The organism is Actinomadura fibrosa (genome assembly GCF_900659615.1).
Lineage (GTDB): Bacteria > Actinomycetota > Actinomycetes > Streptosporangiales > Streptosporangiaceae > Spirillospora > Spirillospora fibrosa.
Window position 1 is genome coordinate 1 of the sequence record NZ_CAACUY010000536.1, and the last position, 1,499, is coordinate 1,499.

General features: G+C 75.1%; 3 protein-coding genes. 2 read left to right on the forward strand and 1 reads right to left on the reverse strand.

Annotation, left to right across the window (positions count from 1 at the left end; genetic code table 11):
* Positions 1–214, reverse strand: a 214-nt coding sequence (locus E1300_RS52045) for a hypothetical protein (RefSeq protein ID WP_207400465.1), incomplete at its 3' end; no start/stop codon positions are given.
* A 61-nt stretch (positions 215–275) separates the two neighbouring features.
* On the opposite strand from E1300_RS52045, the gene E1300_RS49485 reads away from it, so the two are divergent.
* Positions 276–965: a hypothetical protein gene (locus tag E1300_RS49485; RefSeq protein ID WP_131764151.1), complete on the forward strand. Its 690-nt coding sequence runs from the start codon at positions 276–278 to the stop codon at positions 963–965.
* A 97-nt stretch (positions 966–1,062) separates the two neighbouring features.
* Positions 1,063–1,499, forward strand: a 437-nt coding sequence (locus E1300_RS49490; protein WP_131764152.1) for an MFS transporter, incomplete at its 3' end; no start/stop codon positions are given.

The following is a 1,499-nucleotide window of genomic DNA, read 5'->3' on the forward strand; positions in this document are numbered from 1 at the left end:
CCGCGCAGCCGGACCCGACCCTGCCGCCGCGCAGGTCCGCGCAGCCGGTGGCGCCGCCGGACTCCGGACGGGACACGCCCCCGACGCCGCTCCCACGGCTCCCGCGGCGGGCGCCGCTGGAGCCGCCGGCGCCTCGCGAGACCCCGCCGGCGCCATGGGAGCCGCCCTCCGTGCCGCCGGACGCCCTCTCCGCACCGCGGCGGCCGGCATCCATGCCCGGGGAACCGCGTCCCGGCGAGGGACACCAGGCCGCACCGTGGGCCGCACTGCTCAAGGTGACCGAGTCCCTGCTGGCGGCGGAGAAGGCCGTCCGGTCGCTGCCCCGCCGCCTGGTCGCCCGGCGGTCCTCGGGCGATCCGTCTGGATCGACCGGAACGTCCGGACGCGGGATGCGCCCGTGGCGATGGCTCATGAGCGCGGGCGGAGTGCTCGTCCTGGGCGCCGCGATCACGGTCGTCGTCCTCGTCCAGAGCGTCCGGAACGGCTACTACGTCGGTGAGGAGGAAGGGCAGGTCGTGCTGTACCGCGGCACGCCGGAGAAGGTCCTGGGCATCCTCGACTACTCGCGCAAGGCGCCCGCGAAGGACCAGCCGAACCCGCCGATCCCGGTCGCCGACCTGCCGCAGAACCTTCAGCAGCAGGTCAGGCGGACCTTCGAGGTGAGCCGGCCTTCGGCGACCGTGCCCCTCCTCGAAAGGGCCGTGTGCAGGTACTCCCTGGCGAACCGGACCGGCAAGGTCGCGATCGTCAGAGGCAGAGGGCAGGAGGCCTGCCAACAGGTCGAGATCGATGTGAGCGATGTCCTCCTGCGGGACCTGCCCACCTCGGACGCGGACGCGGTGCGGAGCGGCCGGTTCGCGTTCGTCGGCCAGGAGGCCGCCAGGGCCAAGCTCCACGACCTCGAACAACGCCGGAACGCTTGCCAGCGGCCCTCGCCGCCCATCAGCGACTGTCCTGGTTCCTGACGGCGACCAGTAGGTTGGGCGGGCGCCTCCACGCCCGGAACCGGCAGGACCGCCCGGCTGGGGGCCACTGTCCACAGCTCCCGGCCCACGAACGGTGATGACGACATCTCAGGCGGACGCGGCCGGGGACCGGCGCGTGATCGGCGTCGTCACCGCCGTCCAGCTCTCGGCCTCCCTCGGGTTCTTCGCGGTGATGGCGCACGTCGTCGCCCACCTGCGGGACGACGCGGGGCTGCTCGCCGGGACGATCGGGCTCGTGCTCGGCGTCCGGATCCTGGTGCAGTACGCGCTGCTGCTGCCGTTCGGCGCCCTGGTGGACGTGCTCGGCGCGGCGCGGTCGGGCGCGCTCGCGTGCGTCCTGCGGACCGCCGGGTTCGCGCTGCTGGCGGTCGTGGACGGCGTCCCGGCGGTGCTCGCGGCGGCGGTGCTGCTCGGCGCGGGCGGCGCGGTCTTCCACCCGTGCGCGCAGGCCCTCCTCGCCGGGACGGCGCCCGCCGTGCGCGCCCGCGGCTACGCCGCCTACGCGATCACCGG